Origin of the sequence: Nonomuraea sp. NPDC049419, assembly GCF_040676995.1 — a bacterium.
GTDB lineage: Bacteria > Actinomycetota > Actinomycetes > Streptosporangiales > Streptosporangiaceae > Nonomuraea > Nonomuraea salmonea.
This window is the reverse complement of record NZ_JBFAQB010000006.1, coordinates 231310-248817: the sequence shown is the minus strand read 5'-3', so window position 1 is coordinate 248817 and position 17508 is coordinate 231310. Positions and strand designations below refer to the sequence as shown.

Here is a 17508-nt window from a genome sequence, read left to right as displayed (position 1 = left end):
GCAGTGGTGAGCGTGCGCGTGCTCGTCGTGGACGATCAGACGGTCGTACGCGAGGGGCTGGTGCTGCTGCTCGGGCTCGTACCTGGCGTCGAGGTCGTCGGTACGGCCGGTGACGGTCTGCAGGCGGTCCGCCTGGCGGCCGAGCTGCGTCCCGACGTGGTGCTGATGGACCTGCGCATGCCGCTCCTCGACGGCGTGGAGGCGACCCGGCGCATCCGCACCGCCCACCCCGAGACCGATGTCGTGGTGCTGTCCACCTACTCCGACGACGAGCTGGTGTTCGCGGCCCTCCGGGCGGGCGCCCGCGGTTACCTCACCAAGGACACCGACGCCGAATCCCTCGCCCAGGCCGTGACCGGTCCCGCCCCCTCGCCGAGCGTGCAATGCATCCGCCCGCCGGTCGAGCCCGCCCCTGCGCCCCTTCCCGACGGGCTCACTCAGCGCGAGGCCGGGGTGCTGGAGCTGATCGCGGAAGGCTGCTCCAACGCTGAGATCGCCGCCCGCCTGGTCATCTCGGAGGCGACCGTGAAGACCCACATCAACAACCTGTTCGCGAAGATCGGGGCACGAGACCGCGCCCAGGCGGTCACGTACGCCTTCCGCAACGGCCTGGTCCCCCGCTCCTGAACCCCCTTCCGGCTCGGGACTCTGCTCCGAGCAGATCGTTCTTCACAGTGGGGGGCAGAAGGAGCACGGGGGCACATGGGAAGGGTTCTCTTCTGGTGGACCTGGCTGAAGCGGCGCCGCCGGCCGGTCACCCGCTGACGCGCACGGCCGCCCCTCACGCTCCTGCCCTGATACGCCTCCGCGGTCTTGTCGGTCGTGATCGTTAGGGTGACGACCGACCTGAAGGAGGCGGATGGTTTTGGGCCGTGACGCGGATGCCTGGCGTCTGTTCTGCGGCGACGAGCTGTGCGGGGAGATCACCATCGACGAGGTGGCGGCGGCGGTCAGCCTGGTGTCACCATGCGGCCCTGTCGCCGAGTTCCTGCTGCACATCGAAGGCGACCGAGCCTGGTTCCGAACGTAGGACCTGATCGAAGAACGGTTACCACGGGCTGGTTCACAAAAGACCGAAGAACGTTCAGAGCGTCCAGCTCGCGCTGACGCCTTAACGCGATTTCGAGTGAACTGTCGGTGTAAGCCGGGGATGCGGAGTTCGGCCAGCATCATGGCTGCGCTTTGCAAATAGCCGGACTCACCGTACAGGTCGTACTCAGGGCCAAGAGGGGCGTACTGGTCGTCCGAATGGTCATGAAAGGGTGCAAGATCTCGAATTCGTATCGAATTCGAGTGACAAGGGTTGCTCGTTTCGTTGGGGCGATTTTTAGGTTACCGGGCCGCTAAGCTCCCGTTCCGTGTCCAAAGATCATTTATGGCGAAATATCAGGATCGGATTAGTCGGTCTGCTCCTTGTGGCCACGGTCGTCGGCCTGATGCGCGACAAGTTCTGGCTCTGGACGGCCGTCGTCTGGTCGCCACCGTCTTTTGTCGCGTACGTCCAGCCCGAGCCGTACGGCACCGTGACCATCGTGACGTTGCTCGTCGCCGCTGCGATCAAAGCCCTGTTCCTGTGGCTGATCCTGCGTGCTCCCAGGCCGGGACCGCTGAGCGGCCGGGAGAGGGCGCTGCGCAGGCTGCTCTACCTGGCGGTGGCGTACAGCCTCATCCTGTGGTGGCCGTTCGCGGTGCTGCCCGACGAGGTCGGCGCGGCCGTTCAGCTCGTCCTGTGGGCCGCGATCGACGTCCTCCTCCTGCTCGTCATCCGCTGGCGGTCGCGCGTGCTGCGGGCGGCGGCCGGGGTGATGTTCGCGATCCAGATCCTGGTGATGGCGGAGGGCCTGCTCGACGAACTCGACGTCTGGGAGTTCGACTGGAACGACGTCGCCTGGTGGATCTACATCGCGGTCTGTGCCGCGGCGACCGTTCTCACGGTCGTCGGGCAGTGGCGTGACGGCCGGTGGAGTCGCGGCACCCTGATCGCAGGCTGGTTGTCGTTGACCTCCTTCGCGTTCGACTTCCGGGTCAACAGCTTCTTCGAGCCGCTCACCAGCGTCTGGCTGGCGTCGATGGTCGTCAGCCACGTGCTGGGGCTCCTCGGCGTCGTGTGGAACGCGGCGACCGCGCGGGAGATGCCCGCCGCGGACGGTCATCCGGTGGCCGCGTCCTCGCGGCGGCGGTGGGGGTGGGGGCATCGCGTCGCGCTGGCGGCCGTGCTCGTCGTGCCGATGGTCGTGGTGATCCAGCCCGAGCAGAACGCGCGCCACACCTTCGGCGGCGGGTCGCCGGACTGCTACAGCCGGCCCAGCTTCGGCGACCTCAAGCCCGAGGAACGCGAGCCGGTCTTCCTGTGCCTGGCGCGCAACAGGGATTTCGGGCAGCCGCCCATGTTCCCTGACAGCCTGCCGGACCAGGCGGTCCTCGCCTACGGGCGGGCGCTGTGCCGGGCGAAGGACCGTACCGAGCAGCAGGCGCTCCTGCGGCAGGCCGGGAGCGCGCGGGCCGCCTGGGGCGTCGACGATTGGGACCTCGTCTACGTCTGCCCCGAGATCGTCGCGAGAACCCAGCCCCACCTGCTGCGCTCCTCCGAGCAGGTGATGGCGGACGAGCGCGACTACATCGCCGGGAAGAACGCCAGATGCCGTGACCCGTGGCCCCGGACCAAGGGCGTCGTCCAGGCCACGGCCAACTACTTCCTGTTCGTCGACGGCGACCCCGGCTACGTGGTCACCGACCCCGCCGACGAGGAAGTGGGCGAGGACGCCATGGACGAGCTCTACAAGAAGGGCAACGAGACCGGGCTCGGGGTCACCCCCGGCACGGTGCTCGTCGGGCACGTCGCGGACGTCAGCGACGTGTGCATCACCGTGAAGGCGTTCCGCAAGGCGCCGCCGCCACGGACCGCCGGGTGGGACTCGGTGCACGAGGTCCCGATCAGCAGCCGCAGCGGCACGCTCAAGGTTCCGGAGATGGACGGAGGAGAAGTGGGCGCGGGCGCGCCGATGCCGAACCTCGCGATCAGGGGCAAGGGCCGCTACCGGCTGCGCGTATACGTACGGGTGATCAAAGGCGAAGAGGAGGAGCACCTGGTCGTCGTGTTCCCCGGAAGATCGAGGAAGCAGCTCGCCCTCAAGTCGTGACCGCGGTCATCCGTCCTGAGGCGTGAGGCCGCTGCGCCGGGCCGGCACGCGTGTCCCCGGTCCGGAGGCGGCGCCCGGACCGGGCAGCGCCGTCACGTCGGCGGTGCGCGCCGGCTTTCCGCAGGCCGAGCAGCAGACCTGCGGCGTGAACTGCGCACCGTCCGGGGAGCAGCCGAGGTATGTGGTCAGGGTCGGCACCCCCCGCTGTCCTGCGGGGCGGCTCAGCGGCAGCTGATCCAGCCGTAAGGTCTTCTTCAGGTTGTCACGGCAAGATTGCGCGGATGGGAACCATCGGCCCTGCTACTTCCATCCCATTTAGGGAAGGTGCGAGGAACCGGTCACCGGATTCTCGTACGTACCAGCGAAGTCGCAGGGGAGGTCACCGAAACGAGGTGCAAGCAACGGGCCGCGCGCAAGCCCCCCACGGCGGCACGACCGCCGGCGATCGCGGCGCGCCCGACCGATCCCTTCCACGACCGGGGGAGTGGCCACCCCCCGGCACCGTCGCCCGCGCAGGCGTACGGTCGTCCGGCATTTCCCGAGCGTCCCGAGGCCGGGCACGACACGAGCGTGCCCGGTGCACCCACCGACGACGGGGGTATCGCGTTCGACCCGGACCTCTTGCCCGCACGCAGGCGGGGGAGCGTGACCCGTTCCGCCGCCGCGTCCACCACGACGACGAGGAAGACAATCACATGCATCCTGAGGCGTTAACCCGACGCGCGCGCCGCCACGGATGGAAGGTGGCGTCCGGCGCCGGTCCCGTGGTCGCCGTTGAGCGCCACCACTGGCGCATGAGAGTCACCTTCACCGGCACGGCCCCGCAGACGGCCAGCATCGCCGGGCCCGACCTCGAGGAGAGCCGGCCCGTCAATCTCCGCCTGATCAACACGTTGCTGCGGGCGAGCCCGGCGGAGATCGCCGAGCACGCCGCCGAGGCGATCATCGGCGGCGGCCAGGACGGTGATCGGGCACGCACGTGACGGATCCGTCAGGGGGGTGACCGGGGCCGGACGGCCCCGCACCCGTCCCGGCGCAGAACTTACGCGATCATGTCCTTGAGCTGCGCACGCAGCTCCGGCCAGGCGTCGCCGAGTATGGTGCGCCCGCGGGCGAGCACGTCGAGGCGATCGGGGTACGCACGTCCCGGCATGGCGTCTTCCAGGGCCCTGGCCGCCCAGTAGCGGCGCGACACCGGGTGGTCCTCCGAGACGATCGCGCCATCGTCCGTGCGCCTGGCGTCGGAGAGCCGGGCCAGGAGCGGCGTCAGGTCGGCCGCCGCGCCGCGGCCGAGCTGGTCGAGTGCCTCCTTGGTCAGCTCGGTCAAGCCGGTCGCGGTGACGTAGGCGTGGAGGGCGCGGTGGATCACCGCGGTCCGTAGGGGCTCGGGCGCCAGCCGCAGCCGGACGTCCAGGTCGGGATCGACCGCCCCCAGCGTGCTCGGAGCACGCGGGTCGTCGGGGATGGTCTCCTCCAGCAGCAGGCGTGGCGCGTCGTCGCCGGGGTGATCCAGCCGCACGCCGGTGACGACTTCGGCGACGGCCATCAACGCCGCCCGCCACTCGTGGGCCGCCGTCTCCAGGATCGCCAGCTCGGCGTCGAGCACGTGGGGCGTCTTGCCCCAGGGCTCGCCGGGACGGTGCGGGTCGACCCCGGTGACGATGGTGCCGTAGGCGGCGTACATCAGCCTGCCCGTGGCGTTGACGTTCCAGAACACGCTGACCGCGCGGGCGCCGTCGCTCAAGCGCCGCAGCACCTCAGAACGGGTGCCCTGGTAGCCGTTGTGCTCGTAGATGACGAAGCTCGCGTTGTCGCGGCTGATGTAAAAGGCGCCTTCGTAGTCGTATTCGTCGATGTCGTCGTCAGGCTCGTACTCGAGGTCCTCGGCGCGCCCGCCGAGCCGCTCGGCGACGGCCTCGACGGTCAGGGAGTCGGTGACCGGCTGTACGACGGTCCAGCAGGTGGCCTGAGCGAGATAGGGGCGATGCCGCAGGAAATCGACATAACGCCGCTGGATTTCAGCGATCATGACGGCAGTATGGCCACCCTCCCCGACAATCAAGGCAGGCTCGGCTCGGGGTTCACCGGTCGCGTGATGCGGTGGCTGAGCCGCCGGTACGGGCGGCTGCGCAGGGCCACGGCGGTGGCGATCAGGCCGATGACGCCGACCGCCATGAAGATGAGGGCGAGACCCCGGTCGGTGCCCGTGCCGAACCAGTCGCCGATCGTCTCGGCGCCCGCGCCGTCCGTCATGAACGGGATGACGGCGAACTGGGCGATCGGGGAGATCAGGAACGCGGTCAGCGGGGACGCGGCCTGCTCCACGCTCTGCGCGAACCCGAAGACCCGCCCCTGCCGCTCGTAAGGGACCACTTTCTGCAGGATCGTCTGCTCGGCGGCCTCCGCGTACGGAACGAGCAGCATGTAGGCGTACATCCCGACGGCCAGCAGCACGATCGACGACCGCAGCGGGAACAGCAGCGTGACCCCCCACAGGACGAGGTTGACGAGCAGCAGCACCTTCACCGGGTTACGGCCCAGACCGGTCCGCGAGACGAGCAGCCCGCCGACGATGAACCCGGTGCTCAGCACGCCCCACAGCAGCCCCCACACCTGCACGGGCACCAGCGACAGCCCGTAAGGGTCCATCAGCGCCATGAAGACGCCGCCGAGGAAGTTGTTGAAGGCGGAGAACAGGATGAGGGCCGTCAGCCCCGGCACCTCCCCGACCAGCCGCATCGTGCCGCGCAGATCCACCGACCGCTTCGGCGCGTCCTCCGAAACCTCCGGCCGTTCCGGTACGCGGACGACGGCCAGGTGCAGCAGGGCGACCGCGAGCACCGCCAGGCTCAGGACGAGCACCCAGTACATGCCGCCGATCGCCACCAGCGCCCCGCTGAACACCGACGTCACCAGGAAGCTCACCCCCGTGGAGCTGCCGACCAGCCCGTTGGCGCGATCCCGGCCCTCCTCGGGGATCAGCAGGGTGACCAGGGTCGGCAGCGCGATCGTCCTGATGTTGCCCACGATGACGCCGACCATCAGCAGCACGACCATCACCCACAGGACGACACTGCCCGGATCGGTGAACGTCTCCTCAGGCACCGCCAGGTAGATGCCCAGCGCCCCGGCGTACAGCAGGAGCGAGGCCAGCGCCGACACCTGCATCATCGTCTTCTTCGCGTGGTGATCGACCAGGCTGCCGAACCAGATGCCGGATGAAGCGGTCATCACCAGGAAGATGCCGGAGATCACGCCGGTGGCGAAGACCGACCGCGTCTGCAGGTAGACGTAGAACGTGATCGCGAACCACGCCGTGCTGTTGACCACCGACACCAGCACGGTGTTGCCCAGCAGCTGGTAGAAAGTCCTGCGATCTCCAGGAATGACGCTCACGAGCCGCTCTCCCGTACGTTTCATCATGATGTCCTCGGACGTTGAGACCCGTCGGAGCGGGATAACTCATCGCAGGACGCCGCCCGTACGGACGATGATCGAGCACGACCTGATCGCTTACGGGCCGCTGCTGTCCGACGACGGCGCCACCTGGCTGGGCACGGCGGCCCTGATCCGGGCCACGGCCCGGCAGGCGGCCCGCACGCTCCTCGACCCGGCCCTGTACGCCGGCATCGAGGTCCACGCCTGGGAGTTCGGCGGACGGCGCTGAGCTCAGCCCCACGTCAGGAAGCGGTAGTGCAGGCCGGTCGACGACTCCTGCCACGCCCCCACGGAGTCGGGCGCGCGTTCCACATCCGGCGCGTGCGTGTCCCCTTCGAAGGGCTCCCGGATCTCGGTGACCACGATGCGGTCGGCCAGGGGCAGCGCCGCCTCGTAGACGGCCGCGCCGCCGATCACCCACACGTCCCCTGACGCCGCGGCGAGCGCCTCCTTCAGGTCGGTGAAGGTGTCCACGCCCTCCTGCGGGGTGCGTGACAGCACCAGATTGCGCCTGCCCGGCAGCGGGCGGAACCGCGGCGGCAGCGACTCCCACGTGCGGCGGCCCATGAGCACGGTCGTGCCCGCGGTCAGGGAACGGAAGTGCTTCAGGTCCTCCGGCAGGTGCCACGGCATCGTGCCGTCGCGGCCGATGACCCCGTTGGCCGACTGCGCCCAGACCAGCCCGATCACACCGCCACCGGTGCCTTGATGGCGGGGTGCGGGTCGTAGCCGTCGAGGACGACGTGCTCGTAGGTGTAGTCGAACAGGCTGTCCGCCGGCTTCAGGCTCAGCGTGGGGAACGGCCGCGCCTCGCGTGCGAGCTGCGTACGGACCTGCTCCTCGTGGTTGTCGTAGATGTGGCAGTCGCCGCCGGTCCAGATGAAGTCACCGACGCCGAGCCCCACCTGGTCGGCGATCATGTGCGTCAGCAGGGCGTAGCTCGCGATGTTGAACGGCACGCCGAGGAACAGGTCCGCGCTGCGCTGGTAGAGCTGGCACGACAGCTTGCCGTCGGCGACGTAGAACTGGAAGAACGCGTGGCAGGGCGGCAGCGCCATCTGCGGGATGTCGGCGACGTTCCACGCGGAGACGATGATGCGCCGGGAGTCGGGATTGTCGCGCAACGTCCGCAGCACTTCGCTGATCTGGTCGATGTGCCCGCCGTCGGGGGTCGGCCACGACCGCCACTGCACGCCGTAGACCGGGCCGAGCTCACCGTCCGGCGCCGCCCACTCGTCCCAGATCGTGACGCCGTTGTCCTGCAGCCACTTGACGTTCCCGTCGCCACGCAGGAACCACAGCAGCTCGTACGCGATGGAGCGGAAGTGCACCTTCTTCGTCGTGACCAGCGGAAAGCCGTCGGACAGCCGGTAGCGCAACTGGTGACCGAAGATCGACCGCGTCCCGGTGCCTGTGCGGTCGTTCTTACGGGCGCCTGTGTCGAGCACGTGGCGGAGCAGATCTTCGTACTGGGTGTCCGGCATGCCGCGAGCTTAACGGGTCGGCGCGGCCGGCCCGCGCAGCCGATGCCGTGCACAAACGCATCGGACAGAGTATGCCAGCTCAGGGCATTAGGGTGAGGGGGTGGGCAACGACTTACCGCCGCGGGCCGGGCTGGGCCGGAGGGTCGCATGGGGTGCGCTCGGGCTGTTCCTCGCGGCGTTCGCGATCTTCGAGAGTTGGAAGTACGGTCTGCCGACCACGGCGGCCGCGCTTGCGTTCTTCGTGCTGCCGGACCTGGTGCGGCTGGCCGGGGCGCGGCCCGGAGGGCCGCTGTACGAGGTCGTGCACCGGGTGTGGATCCCGCTCGTGGTGGTGATCGGCTACAGCTTCGGACCGGTGGTGTGGCCGCCGTTGTTCACGGCCGGTCTGGGGTGGCTCACCCGGATCGCGCTCGATCGTACGCTCGGGCGCGGTCCCGCCGGCGCCGCCTCAGCTGAGCGTTCTGGCGCCGTATGAGGCGGCGACGCTCTCCAGGTCGAACGTGCTCGGAGGGCCGATGAGGCTCGCCTTGGCATCGGCGCCGATGCGGTCGACGATCTCGATCTCGCCGGCCTCCAGCCCGTCCAGCGCGAGCCGTACGAGGTCGGCGGGGTCCTGCAGGACGCCGTCAGGGAACTCGATTCCGGCGTTCGCGGCGAACTCCTTCATCGTCTCGGTGGCGATGAGCCCGGGGACGAGGGCGGTGACCTGCGTGCCCTGGGCGGCCGGCTCCAGGCGGACGCCGTTGGTCAGGCCCCATTGGGCGGACTTGGCGGCGGCGTAGGAGGTGTTGCCGTCGACCGTGGTCCAGGCCGCGGCCGACAGGACGTTGAGGATGGCGCCGCCGCCGTTGCGGGCCAGGACGGGCGCGAACGCCCTGATCATGGCGAGGGTGCCGTAGTAGTTCGAGTCCATCGTCATGCGGATGGCGTCGAGGTCGCCGGTCATGAAGTTCCCGCCGGCGGTGAACGCGGCGTTGTTGATCAGGACGTCGACGTCGGTGGCGATCGCGGCGGCCGCGTCGACGGAGCCCTGGTCGGTGATGTCCAGGCGCAGGACCTCGGCTGGCGTTCCTGCAGACGGTCACGGAGGGCGACTCGGAGGTGACCAGGCTCAGGGACGAGCTGCACGAGAGCATCGGCGCGCTGGTCGATCGGGCTCGCGAAGCGGGCGCCGTGCGGCCCGACATCATCGGCACCGACATCTTCCTGCTCATCTGCGCGCCGGTGCACGCGGTCGGGTTCCTGGCGAAACCGGATCCTGACCTGTGGCGGCGCTATCTCGCGATCATCTTCGACGGGCTGCGCCCGGAAGGCGCCAGCCCGCTGCCACACCGGGCGCCGAGCTGGCCATGACCGTCACAGAGGGGGCGCCGGCAGGCTGAGCGGCGTGCTCACCACCGGGGTGCCGCCGCCGGCGTGAAGCCGTCCTGCACTCCTAATCGAGGGGGACCTCGAAGACGAGCTCCAGGCCGTCCACCTCGTCCCACTGCTCGCCGACCTGAGCGAAGCCGAACCCGGCGATCGTCGCCAGGGATGCGGTGTTGTCAGGGCTGATCGTCACCCGTACGGTCCTGACGCCTGGGGCGGCGGCGGCCTCGCCCATCAGCTCGGTGAGCATCGTCCTGGCGTGACCCTGACGACGGTGGGCGGGGTCCACCGAGTAGCCGATCTCCACCATGCCGGCCTCATCGGGCGGCCCGTGGAAACCGGCGTACCCCACCACGACCCCCTCCGGCCCGGCCACCACGGCCCGGGTGAGCCACCCCGCGCTGCCCGGCTCCGTGGCCAGCTGGTTGATGCGATACCGCCAGATCCACTTCGCCTGGTCGGTGCGGAAGTAGTCGGTGAGCTCGACGCCCGCCTCGGCGCCTGCCCTGTCCAGGTCGTCGTCCAGCAGGGCGGTCATGGCCGCGGCGGTCAGCTCGACGAACCGCACCGATCGGGGAAGCCGGCGTTCGAACGCGTCTGTCACAGCGTGGATGATCGCGGAGCGTCCCAGCACCTGTCCAATGGTTTTCGGCGTGGTCAGGACGGCACCCTCTCAGCCGGCCGGGCAGCTGCGCTCGTACCGGTCGTCGGGGAGGTACCGCCGCCACTCCTCCGGGGTGAAGGGCCGGACCGCGATCGCGCACACCGCCCGCAGCAGGTCGGCGGGATGGTTGGGCAACGCCACGTCCCAGATCCGCACCGTGCCGTCGGCTCCGCCGGCGGCGACGCGGGTGCCGCCCGGACCGAACGCCACCGACCCCACCATGCCGGTGTGGCCGGTGAGCGGAGCGCCGATCTGTTCGCCGGTGCCGGCGTCCCAGAGGCGCACGGTGCCGTCGGCGCCGGCGGAGGCCAGGCGGGTGCCGTCCGGGCTGAAGGCCACCGAGCGCACCCAATCGCCGTGGCCCCTGAGCGCGGCGCCTTTCCGCTCGTGGGTGGCCGTGTCCCAGATACGTACGGTGCCGTCGGCGCCGGCGGAGGCCAGGCGGGTGCCGTCCCGGTTGTACGCCACAGAGAACACCTCATTGGTGTGACCGGCGAGGGGAGCGCCGGCCTGCCGGCCGGTGGCCGCGTTCCAGATGCGCACCGTGCCGTCGTCCGCGCCGCTCGCGATGCGGGTGCCGTCCGGGCCGTACGTCACGGAGAACACCCGGCCGGCGTCACCCGCCAGGACGGCGCGCGCGGGCCGGCTGAGGATCGTGGCCATGGTCACCCGCGCCTCGTCGGTCGGGGCGATGGCCCATGCCGCCGCGGCGAGTCGCGTTGCTGTCGTCAGATCATCGACCAGGGCGGCCCGGCTGTCGGTGGCGAGCTGACCGGACAGTGCCCTGGTGCGTCCTGTCTCCGCCTGCTGCCCGAAGCGTACGGCGGTGATCGCGGTGATGACGGCGATGACCAGGAGCCCGGCCAGCGCGGAGGTCAGGGCCTGGACTGGCGGATCTGTTCGATCGCCTCCGGTAACCCGAGCTCCGCCACACGCACGCCCCTCCAGGAACCGATCGCCGGCCGTCACCACACTACGTTGATCGCCGGTACGGCTGCGCACTCCGGCGGTCAAGGCCCGGCCTCGTCCGCGTGGCGGCTCAGGCGGCGGGCGGCGTTCTCCAGGTCGGCGGAGGCTGCCAAGCAGGCCTCGACCTGGGCCGTCACCGAGGCGTGCAGCCACGCCGGCGCTCCCCCGCCGGCCTCCAGGTCCGCCTCGATCGCGCGCAGGCGGTCGGCGCAGGCGGTCAGGGCGCGGGCGTCCGAGCGGAGGACCTCGACGTGAGCGCTGATGTCGGCGGACACGGCTGCTCCGTCAGCCCGTCGGCACGGGGACGGCGGCGTCCCGGAGCGACTGGCGGGTGGTGGTGGACAGGCACAGCAGCGGGCGGGCACCGTCGAGCCCCAGCTCGCGGAGCCGGTCGGCCAGCGGATGGAACGACAGCGGCGGGACGGCCAGCCGCAGCGGCGGCGCCGGGTGCAGCCGGGCCCGCCCGCGCGTGCGTACGCAGGACCGCAGCACCACGCCCTCCTCACGGGCGTAGCCGACCAGGCCGGGATCGTCCAGGGGCAGTCCGGGCCCGAGCCGCCCGCGCAGGGTGAGGATCGAGTCGGCGGTGACGTGGGCGCAGCGCGCGCCGAGCCGGATCTTCAGCGAGGTCAGGTACGTCTCCCCACCCCACAGCCGCGGGCCGAGGGCATGCACGCTCGGAGCGTCGACGGCGGTGCCGACGAGGAAGCCGCCGGAGCCGCGCACGTCGGCCGCCCGTAGCAGGTCGGGCCAGGAGCGGCGCAGCTCCGCCGCTCGCAGCAGGTCGGGCCAGGAACGGGAGCGCCGCCGGAAGGGGCCGGGCACGACGACGCCGACCTGCAGCTCCTCGTAGGCGCCCGCGCTGCTGCGCCGGTTGGCGGCCACGTGGACGGCGACCAGCGCCCGCCCCGCCAGGACGAAGGGGCCGAGCCCGGTGCCCGCCAGCAGATCGGCCGCCACGCCCGGACGCGCGGCGAAGTACGCCGTGAGCGCCCCGCCCTCATGGCACCTGATCGGCAGCTCGACGCCGCCCTCGGCGACGGCACGGGTGGGGACCGCGAGGAAGGGAAACCCCTGGGGGCCGGGCGGGCGGTCGAACAGCAGGTACGCCTGCGACCGCACCACCCGCCCCCGATACGGCGTGAGCCGCTCGTCGATGACCGCGCGGGCCTCGGGCAGGTCGTGGGCCAGGTTGGCGCGGTAGTGGTCGATGCCGTGACAGAGCGGGAACAGGTGGGTGGCGTCGCCGTAGTCCACCACGTACCAGTCGGGGTGCAGGTCGAAGCAGGTGCCGGCGCCCTGCCCGTCGAGCGTGGGGATGATGTCGTGCTGGTTGGTGACGCTGGCCACCCACGTGCGCCGGTCGGCGGGACGCTTGAAGTCGATGGGCGAGCCGACGGCCACGACGTGGGTGATCGTGTGGCGGGCGCAGAAGGCGGCGTCCTGCGCCAGGTTCATGATCGCCGCGCCGCCCGCGCTGTGCCCGATCAGCGCCAGCTCGGCCTCCGGCGGCAGCCCGTAGTCGGCGACGGCCTCGGCCAGGGCGCGGCTGTAGGGGCTGCTCGCCAGGACGGCGCTGCTGAACGCGCCGAGCAGGTCCTGGGGCGACTCGCCGTCGGGACGTCCCGCGCGCATGCCGGGCGCCTGGAGGACGTGACGGATCACCCCGTCGGGCCCTTCGACGCTCTGGATGAGGACCCGTCCCGTGGTGCCGAGCGCGCTGATGTTGCCCAGGAAACCGAGCAGCGACCCCCGCGTGCACAGCAGCGCCGACTCGGCCGCGCTCAGCTCGACCCGGCGCGCGGCGCCTTCGCCGGTGTCGAGGACGGCGATGGCCCTGTTGCTCAGCCCGGTGATCGGATCGGCGGTGGCGTACCCCTTGCCGGTCGCGATGAGCCAGGCGGTGGCGTCGTTGAGCGGGTTCTCGTCCAGGAGCGCGCGCAGCGCGAGCACCTCGCCGAAGACCGGGGCGAGCTGGCTGAGCGCGCGCACCGCGCCACGCTCCTTGAGCAGGGCGCGCAGGGCACGGACGGCCTCCAGATCCCGGTCGGCGGCGGCCGCGTCGATGAGCCGGGTCAGCAGGGGGTCGCCGGTCAGCTCGGGGTGGGCGATCGCCACGGCCTCGACGCGCAGCCGCAGCGACGTGGCCAGCACGCGTACGGCCAGGCTCTCGGCACCGAGCAGGCCGCCGATCTTGGCGGCGGCGGTGAGCAGCGGGCCGCCGCCGGTGAACGCCCACCCGAGCCCCCGGCCGTTCGTCGTGGCCCGCAGCAGCGCCCCGCAGGCGGGCAGCGCGTGCGGTAACGCGACGTCGGTGAGCGCGGACGTGGCGTGCGCCGCCGCGTCCTGGATGGTGAGCGCGACGTCGACCAGCTCGCGGGCGGCGGCGCGCAGCCGCGCGGCATCGCGGTCGGGGCCGGGGTCGGGGCCGGGGTCGTTCATGGCCTGGTCCGCCGGGACATGCTGACCAGGCGGGGCTTCTGGTCCTCCGGGGTGTTGCGGTGCACGACGTCCGACAGCGTGCGGGTGCCGGCGATGACGCGCATGCCCGCGGGGGAGAACGTGGCGGCGTTGAAGATCCGGGGAGCCAGCAGCGGGTTGGTGAGCGCCTGGGAGAAGGCGTCGATGGCGATGATCTTGGTGAGCAGCGGCGGCAGGATCGCTTCGGGGGAGCCGGGTTCCTCGGCGAACAGCCCGACGTACAGGTCCACGTCGTCCACGTCGCGATAGAGCTCGCGCAGCGCGCCGCTGACCCGCCGGTCGCCGGAGATCTGCGTGAAGCCACGCACCCGGGGGAAGCGGCAGTGCTCGCGATAGTCGTTGTACGAGGCCAGATCGAGCGCCCGCGAGTCGGCGATGCTGGCCACGTCGATCTCCCGCAGCACGGGATCGGTGTTGAACAGCCCGATGCGGCCGGCCCGCTGGCGGGAGGCGTCCTCGAACAACCGCCCGAGACCCGGACCGGGGATCAGCGCGCTGCCGAAGAAGGTCTCGGCCATCGGCAGCTCGCGCCCGCCCACCGACAGGTGCGAAGGGACCAGGCTGTGCCAGCGGTAGACGAGGTTGAACTCCACCGACGCCCAGTTCTGGCGGTGCCAGGGCGCACGGTCCAGCCGCGCCGGCAGTGCCGGGTCGAGGGTGAAGCGGAAGTGGTAGGGGGTGATGTGGTTGATGTACTCCTCGACGACCAGCTTGATCAGCAGCACGATGAGGATGTTGCGGGTCGTCTGGAAGAGCCGCTCGTCGTCCCAGCGCGGATGTTCCAGGGCGAGCAGCCGCGCCACCCGGTTGTGCTCGCGCAGGAACAGCACCGTGAGCATGGTGAAGCCGATCTGGCTGTTGCCCCTGTCGCTGCCGGTGGCGAACAGCGTGTCGCGTTGCGCGTCGGTGAGCCGCTCCCAGCGGACGACGCTCAGCGGCGCGAACTCCGGCTTGATCGCGCCGTTCTCGCACAGGTGGGGCGGGAACTCGCCGCCGTTGATCAGCTGGCTCTTCAGCAGCCCGCCGTCGAACGTGCGCAGCGCCGCCGTCGCCGCGTCGTTCAGCCCGTACAGCTGGTTGAGGTCGATGTGGTGGTTGGAGCTGTTCTTGCGCGGGTCGCGCGGGACGTCGGTGTCGCCGCGCAGGAAACCGTCGGTGAACCATTGGGCGAAGTACGCGAACAGCACCGTGGACCGCGGGCACGGGATCATCGATGCGCCACGCGTGAACAGGGCGGCGGCGGCCTCGGGCGTGGGCCGCTCCCGCTCGCCTGCGGGGACGGGGGGCAGGTGCCTGCCGCTGTAGGTGCGGTCGGTCAGCGAGGCCCACGAGGTGTAGCCGGCCATGGTGCTCAGCGGCTCGGGGCGGGGCGGCATCTCGCGGACCGCGTGGTCGATGAGCGAGGCGTTGATCCGGCTGCGCAGCGACGGGCTCGCCTGCAGCAGCTCCCACAGGGGGCGGCCGCTGGTCAGGGCCAGGAACCTGAGCCGGTTGGTGAGGCCGTCGGTGGCGATGCTGCGTGCTCTGCTCGGCGCCACCGTCAGCCTTCCCGCCCTTCGGTCCCGAGGTCGAGGGGGAAGGCGTCGGGGAAGATCCCGAGCGACCGTTCGACGCTCCCGGCCGCCCGTACGCCGGGACGCAGCAGCAGGCGGCGTACGGTCTCGGCGATCACCGGCCCGGCCAGGTGCACACCGAGGCAGGCGTGATGGCCGTACCCGAAGAACAGCCGGTGGTGGCGCGGGCGGTCGAGACGGAACTCGTCGGGCTCCGGCACCACGTCCGCGTCGAACATGGCGGAGGCCGGCGCCGCGAGCACGAACGTGCCCGCCGGTATCACCGTGCTGCGCGGGGTGCCGGCCGCCAGGACGTGATCGCGCTCGCAGATGCGGGGGAGCAGCTTGAAGAACGGGCTGAAGCGCAGCGCCTCCCAGACGTACGGGTCGAAGCGCTCGGGGTCGGCGGCGGCCTCCCTGGCCTCGGCGAGCACCTGCGGGCGCAGCAGGAGCTGCTCGGCCGCCTCGACCATGGCGCCCGGCGCGCTCTCCACGAATCCCAGCGGCAGCCCCGCCATGTTGACCACGATGCGGTCGTCGCTCACGCCGGGCGGCGAAGCCCGGACGAGGCGGGCGAAGACGTCGTCGGGCAGCTCGTCCCCGGCCCGCAGCTCGGCGAGGCGGTCGCGCAGGTGGGCGAGCAGCTCGGCGCCCGCGCTCACGGACGCGGCCTGGAGCCGCGGATCGCCGAGGAAGTTGGCGAAGCCGTCGGAGACGACGGCCCGCGTCCACCCGCCCAGCGTCCGCGGATCGGGGCCCGGCACGCCGAAGTAACGCGCGCACACGCCGAGCGCGACCGGGCGGAACAGCCCGTCCACCGCGTCGAAGCGCCCGTCTCGCGGGGCGGCGTCGAGCAGCTCGTCGGCGAGCCGGCGGGCCAGCTCGCGCACCCGGCCCGCGTCCTGGGGGTCGAGCATGAGCTGCATCAGGCCCTTCTCCCGCCAGTTCATCGGCGTGGCGTCCCTGGCCAGCATGAACGGCGCGCCGCCCAGCGCGGCGTCGAGGCGCGGCCCGAAGGAGCGCACGGAGAAGACCTCCTCGTGCGCGAGCACCTCGACGACGTCGGCGAAGCGGGTCACCACCGTGAAGGCGGGGGTGACGAAGATCGGGCGCCGCTCGCGCAACTCGGCGAACAGGCTCCGCCAATCGGTCCGCATCCACTCGCGGACCAGGCCGAACGCGGCCATCGGATCCCTGGCGAGCGCCTCCTCGTAGCGCTCGAGATGGCCGCCCGTGGTCGCCTGATCGACAGCACCCATTCCGTGGACCTTCCGCCTGGTTTCGGAGCGTACCGAGATGATCGCGTTGCGCGATCACCATCCCACGCCCTTTTCTCGCCGCAGGCGAGTCCATGATTTTGATTCCTCAGAGTAATCATTGCGTCACTGTAAGGATATTGCCGCACGCCAGGGGCGTGGCCGTTCAATGAGGAGCCTGAATCGTCCTGACCACCCGGGAGGCAACGTGCAGCGGCCGGCCACGGCGGAGACGGTGACGGTCACCACCGGCCGCCGCCTCGCGTACCTGATCGTGCTGGTGGTCCTGCCCGTGGTGCTGCTGGCGCTCGCGGTGCCGGCCGCCTGGGGCTGGGGCGTCGGGCCCCGCGACCTGGTCATCGCGGTCGTGATGTACCTGGTGAGCATCTTCGGCATCGCCATCGGCTACCACCGCCTGTTCACCCACCGCGCCTTCAAGGCGTCCCGTGCGCTGCGGATCGCGCTCATGCTGGCCGGCGGCATGGCCGTCGAGGGTCCCGTGACGCTGTGGGCGGCCGAGCACCGCCGCCACCACAAGTACGCCGACCGCGAAGGCGACCCGCACTCGCCCTGGCGCTACGGCGACAGCGGCTTCGCGCTGCTGCGCGGCATGGCACACGCCCACGTCGGCTGGTTCTACACCGCCCACCAGCGCTCCAGCCGCCGGCACTGGGTGCCCGACCTGCTGGACGACCCGGACGTACGGCGCTTCGACGCCGCCTACCCGGCGGTCGTCGCCCTGTCGTTCGCGCTTCCCGCCGCGGCCGGCGGGCTGTGGTCGATGTCGTGGGCGGGCGCGTGGAGCGCGCTGCTGTGGGGCGGCCTGGTCCGCTACGCCGTGGTGCACCACGTCACCTGGTCGGTGAACTCGATCGCCCACACCTTCGGCGACCGCCCGTTCGCACCAGGGACCGCTCGTCCAACGTGTGGTGGGTGGCGCTGCTGACGCTCGGCGAGGGCTGGCACAACTGGCACCACGTGGAGCCGACCTGCGCCCGCCACGGTGTGCTCAAGGGCCAGCTCGACCCGAGCGCGCGGCTCATCCGCTGGTTCGAGCGGGCGGGCTGGGCCCACGGCGTACGCTGGCCGCACCCCGACCGCCTCACGACTCTCCGCGCCGAAGAACGGCCTCCCGCGCCATCGTGACCATCTGGT

At 71.2% G+C, this 17508-nt stretch carries 20 protein-coding genes; 9 read left to right on the top strand and 11 right to left on the bottom strand.

Annotated elements, in window-relative coordinates; all coding sequences use genetic code 11:
- Positions 1-6 precede the first annotated feature (6 nt).
- From AB0K12_RS20825 to AB0K12_RS20810, 4 genes are all read left to right on the top strand, one after another.
- Positions 7-627 (top strand): response regulator transcription factor, encoded by a 621-nt coding sequence (locus AB0K12_RS20825; RefSeq protein ID WP_364563356.1) that lies wholly within the window; start codon positions 7-9, stop codon positions 625-627.
- Positions 628-859: 232 nt separating this feature from the next.
- A complete protein-coding gene (locus AB0K12_RS20820) occupies positions 860-1030 on the top strand; it encodes a hypothetical protein (RefSeq protein WP_364563353.1) in 171 nt (56 codons plus the stop codon).
- A 406-nt stretch (positions 1031-1436) separates the two neighbouring features.
- Positions 1437-3140 (top strand): hypothetical protein, encoded by a 1704-nt coding sequence (locus tag AB0K12_RS20815; protein ID WP_364563350.1) that lies wholly within the window; start codon positions 1437-1439, stop codon positions 3138-3140.
- A gap of 794 nt (positions 3141-3934) precedes the next feature.
- Entirely contained in the window at positions 3935-4123 is a 189-nt protein-coding gene (locus tag AB0K12_RS20810) for a hypothetical protein (protein WP_364563347.1), read from the top strand.
- 59 nt (positions 4124-4182) lie between these two features.
- On the opposite strand, the gene AB0K12_RS20805 is transcribed toward AB0K12_RS20810, so the two are convergent.
- Positions 4183-5169, bottom strand: a complete 987-nt coding sequence (locus AB0K12_RS20805) for a DUF6461 domain-containing protein (protein ID WP_364563344.1) — start codon at positions 5167-5169, stop codon at positions 4183-4185.
- 29 nt (positions 5170-5198) lie between these two features.
- The gene (locus AB0K12_RS20800) at positions 5199-6536 is read right to left on the bottom strand and encodes an MFS transporter (RefSeq protein ID WP_364563341.1); all 1338 of its coding nucleotides are present in this window, start codon (positions 6534-6536) and stop codon (positions 5199-5201) included.
- 94 nt (positions 6537-6630) lie between these two features.
- Here AB0K12_RS20800 and AB0K12_RS20795 point away from each other — a divergent pair, with 94 nt between their 5' ends.
- Entirely contained in the window at positions 6631-6807 is a 177-nt protein-coding gene (locus AB0K12_RS20795; protein ID WP_364563338.1) for a hypothetical protein, read from the top strand.
- Positions 6808-6809: 2 nt separating this feature from the next.
- Here AB0K12_RS20795 and AB0K12_RS20790 read toward each other — a convergent pair whose 3' ends face one another.
- Positions 6810-7268, bottom strand: a complete 459-nt coding sequence (locus tag AB0K12_RS20790; RefSeq protein WP_364563336.1) for a dihydrofolate reductase — start codon at positions 7266-7268, stop codon at positions 6810-6812.
- Positions 7265-8062, bottom strand: coding sequence for a thymidylate synthase (locus AB0K12_RS20785; RefSeq protein ID WP_364563333.1), 798 nt, complete (start codon positions 8060-8062; stop codon positions 7265-7267). Before AB0K12_RS20785 ends, AB0K12_RS20790 begins: the two co-directional genes overlap by 4 nt.
- 100 nt (positions 8063-8162) lie before the next feature.
- Between AB0K12_RS20785 and AB0K12_RS20780 the strand changes: the two genes are divergently transcribed.
- Positions 8163-8537 (top strand): DUF4260 family protein, encoded by a 375-nt coding sequence (locus AB0K12_RS20780; protein ID WP_364563330.1) that lies wholly within the window; start codon positions 8163-8165, stop codon positions 8535-8537.
- Here the strand turns inward: AB0K12_RS20780 and AB0K12_RS20775 are convergent.
- The gene (locus AB0K12_RS20775) at positions 8511-9104 is read right to left on the bottom strand and encodes an SDR family NAD(P)-dependent oxidoreductase (RefSeq protein ID WP_364563955.1); all 594 of its coding nucleotides are present in this window, start codon (positions 9102-9104) and stop codon (positions 8511-8513) included. The genes AB0K12_RS20780 and AB0K12_RS20775 overlap by 27 nt on opposite strands.
- A gap of 59 nt (positions 9105-9163) precedes the next feature.
- Between AB0K12_RS20775 and AB0K12_RS20770 the strand changes: the two genes are divergently transcribed.
- Positions 9164-9415 (top strand): hypothetical protein, encoded by a 252-nt coding sequence (locus tag AB0K12_RS20770; protein ID WP_364563327.1) that lies wholly within the window; start codon positions 9164-9166, stop codon positions 9413-9415.
- A gap of 82 nt (positions 9416-9497) precedes the next feature.
- Here AB0K12_RS20770 and AB0K12_RS20765 read toward each other — a convergent pair whose 3' ends face one another.
- From AB0K12_RS20765 to AB0K12_RS20740, 6 genes are all read right to left on the bottom strand, one after another.
- Positions 9498-10034: a GNAT family N-acetyltransferase gene (locus AB0K12_RS20765; RefSeq protein WP_364563324.1), complete on the bottom strand. Its 537-nt coding sequence runs from the start codon at positions 10032-10034 to the stop codon at positions 9498-9500.
- 69 nt (positions 10035-10103) lie between these two features.
- On the bottom strand, positions 10104-11063 hold the full coding sequence (locus tag AB0K12_RS20760; RefSeq protein WP_364563321.1) for a WD40 repeat domain-containing protein: 960 nt from the start codon (positions 11061-11063) through the stop codon (positions 10104-10106).
- Between the two features lie 41 nt (positions 11064-11104).
- The gene (locus AB0K12_RS20755) at positions 11105-11338 is read right to left on the bottom strand and encodes a hypothetical protein (RefSeq protein WP_364563318.1); all 234 of its coding nucleotides are present in this window, start codon (positions 11336-11338) and stop codon (positions 11105-11107) included.
- A gap of 10 nt (positions 11339-11348) precedes the next feature.
- Positions 11349-13505: a hypothetical protein gene (locus AB0K12_RS20750; protein ID WP_364563315.1), complete on the bottom strand. Its 2157-nt coding sequence runs from the start codon at positions 13503-13505 to the stop codon at positions 11349-11351.
- Positions 13502-15082 carry a peroxidase family protein gene (locus tag AB0K12_RS20745; RefSeq protein ID WP_364563312.1) on the bottom strand — a complete coding sequence of 527 codons (1581 nt, stop codon included), beginning with the start codon at positions 15080-15082 and terminating at the stop codon, positions 13502-13504. Before AB0K12_RS20745 ends, AB0K12_RS20750 begins: the two co-directional genes overlap by 4 nt.
- A gap of 2 nt (positions 15083-15084) precedes the next feature.
- Positions 15085-16356 carry a cytochrome P450 gene (locus tag AB0K12_RS20740; protein ID WP_364563310.1) on the bottom strand — a complete coding sequence of 424 codons (1272 nt, stop codon included), beginning with the start codon at positions 16354-16356 and terminating at the stop codon, positions 15085-15087.
- A 205-nt stretch (positions 16357-16561) separates the two neighbouring features.
- Here AB0K12_RS20740 and AB0K12_RS20735 point away from each other — a divergent pair, with 205 nt between their 5' ends.
- Both AB0K12_RS20735 and AB0K12_RS20730 read left to right on the top strand, forming a co-directional pair.
- Positions 16562-17299 carry an acyl-CoA desaturase gene (locus AB0K12_RS20735; RefSeq protein ID WP_364563307.1) on the top strand — a complete coding sequence of 246 codons (738 nt, stop codon included), beginning with the start codon at positions 16562-16564 and terminating at the stop codon, positions 17297-17299.
- On the top strand, positions 17287-17499 hold the full coding sequence (locus AB0K12_RS20730; protein WP_364563304.1) for a hypothetical protein: 213 nt from the start codon (positions 17287-17289) through the stop codon (positions 17497-17499). Before AB0K12_RS20735 ends, AB0K12_RS20730 begins: the two co-directional genes overlap by 13 nt.
- Positions 17500-17508: the final 9 nt, after the last annotated feature.